The sequence below is a fragment of the Burkholderia sp. E168m23 genome, assembly GCF_016586125.1.
GTDB classification, from domain to species: domain Bacteria; phylum Pseudomonadota; class Gammaproteobacteria; order Burkholderiales; family Burkholderiaceae; genus Burkholderia; species Burkholderia orbicola.
Genome location: NZ_BCPP01001139.1, coordinates 1 through 2,008 on the forward strand (window position 1 = coordinate 1; position 2,008 = coordinate 2,008).

Annotated in this window: 3 protein-coding genes; 2 read left to right on the forward strand and 1 reads right to left on the reverse strand. The window is 61.8% G+C overall.

The window, feature by feature from the left end:
• The coding region (locus JMF90_RS34970; RefSeq protein WP_236598104.1) for a LysR family transcriptional regulator at positions 1 to 812 on the reverse strand (812 nt) is incomplete at its 3' end.
• Positions 813 to 943: 131 nt separating this feature from the next.
• Between JMF90_RS34970 and JMF90_RS34975 the strand changes: the two genes are divergently transcribed.
• Together JMF90_RS34975 and JMF90_RS34980 are read left to right on the forward strand one after the other, a co-directional pair.
• Positions 944 to 1,720 carry an SDR family oxidoreductase gene (locus JMF90_RS34975; protein ID WP_077220332.1) on the forward strand — a complete coding sequence of 259 codons (777 nt, stop codon included), beginning with the start codon at positions 944 to 946 and terminating at the stop codon, positions 1,718 to 1,720.
• The coding region (locus tag JMF90_RS34980) for a heme-binding protein (RefSeq protein WP_201326156.1) at positions 1,713 to 2,008 on the forward strand (296 nt) is incomplete at its 3' end. The genes JMF90_RS34975 and JMF90_RS34980, both read left to right, overlap by 8 nt.

Genomic DNA, 2,008 nt, shown 5'->3' on the forward strand with positions numbered 1-2,008 from the left:
ACATGGCGATGGCCGGGATAGTAAAGACATAGCCCCGGAAAAGGGGCGCACCAGTCGTCAAGAACGCGTTCGAGGCGTCCGTCACGCAAGGGCTCGATGACGAGGTGGTCGGGGACGAAAGCGATGCCGATGCCGTCCATGGCGGCGTCGACCATCAGCGGTTGGTCCGTCAAGGTAAGCGAACCCGAGACATCGATGGTCTCGCTGACACCGCGCCGCTCGAATTCCCACTGGTAGATCGAACCGCTCTCGAAGCGAAAGCGAATACAGTCGTGTCGATAAAGATCGTGCGGCGTAGCGGGGCGTCCATGTGCAGCGAAATACGCGGGCGACGCGACTGCTGCGAAACGAACGTTGCCCATGAGCGGAATGGCCACCATGTCCTGCGGCACGGCCTCGGCCAGCCGAATGCCCGCGTCGAATCCCGCTGCAACGATGTCAGTGAGGCGGCCGTCGCTCACGATGTCGAGATGCACTTCCGGATACGACTTCAGGAAGCGCGCCAGGACGGGGCGCAGGATGAGGCGAATGGCGCCTTCGCTTGCGTTGATGCGCACGGTTCCGCTGGGAGCCGAGCGTAGATCGTCGACTTCGCGCATCGCTTCGTCGATGATCGAAACCGCCGGCCGGAGTTTGGCTGCCAGACGCTCGCCGGCCTCGGTGAGCGAGGTGCTGCGAGTCGTTCGATTCAGGAGCCGGACGCCCAGACGCCGCTCGAGCGCTTTCACCGAATGACTGACCGCCGACGGCGTGATCTCGAGTTCGGTCGCTGCGCCGCGAAAGCTTCGTCGTGCCGCAACCGCCAGGAACACGGTGAAAGAGAAAAAATCGACGTTCCTTGATTGGTGAGTAACTCTCATCATGTCATCAAGCATTGGTGATCTTGTTTTGATACTAGGGGCTCCCTACACTGGGTGCAACTACTTCAGTCAAGGAGCGCCAGATGTCTCGAAAGATATTGATCACGGGTGCCAGTTCAGGCTTTGGTCGGGGTGCGGCAATCGAACTTGCGCGCCTCGGCCATCAGGTCGTCGCGACGGCCGAGACGTGGCCGCAGGTTCGCGGCCTGCGTGCGGATGCAGCCGAGGCCGGTGTGGTGCTGGAAGTGATCAAGCTGAATCTGCTCGACGCGATCGACATCGCTCACGCGGGCTCGTTCGATCCCGACGTCCTGGTGCTGAACGCCGGCGTCATGGAAGGCGGATCGATCGTCGACATCCCGATGCAACGCGTTCGGGAGTCCTTCGAAATCAACGTTTTCGGCCATCTTCAACTGGTGCAGGCGATCGTGCCGAAGATGGTGGGGCGCAGGTCCGGAAAAGTCGTATGGACCTCGTCGATGGGGGGCATTCTGGTTGTCCCGTTTGTCGGTGCCTACTGCGCGACCAAGCATGCGATCGAGGCCATCGCCGGGTCGATGAAAGCGGAACTCGAACCCTTTGGCGTCAAGGTCGCGACCGTGAATCCGGGCGTTTTCGGCACCGGATTCAACGACACCGGCGCCGAGAGCTACGTGCAGTGGTACGACGCCGATTCCGCCGTTGTGCCGATGCCGGATTTCGGCGACAGCCTGATGAACCAGGCCGACCCCAAGGAGATGATCGACGCCATGGTCGAGATCATTCCGGCCGATACGCATTTGTATCGAACCATGCGCCCGTTTGCGACGATTGACGCGGCGAAGCAGTGGCAAGAGACGGAGTGGACGCAAAATGCCTGAGCTCACGCTGGAGCGGGCGGACCGTATTGTGGCCCAGGGGCGTGCTGCGGCGCGGGACGCGGGACTCGATGCCGTGTTTGCCATTCTCGATACGGGTGCGCATTTGGTCGCTTTCTCGCGGATGGACGGGGCATGGCTTGCGTCGAATGAACTGGCAATAGCAAAGGCCCGGACGTCGGTGATGTTCCGGATGCCGAGCGAAGCGCTCGACGTGCCGCTGCAGGTAGGCCAGCCGTATCCACGCTTCGATCACATCCATGCAGGCGGGCTGTTGCTGATGGGAGGGGG

Excerpts from the sequence above, each read along its gene's own strand:
- JMF90_RS34975 (WP_077220332.1), top strand. The coding sequence starts at position 944 with ATGTCTCGAAAGATATTGATCACGGGTGCCAGTTCAGGCTTTGGTCGG.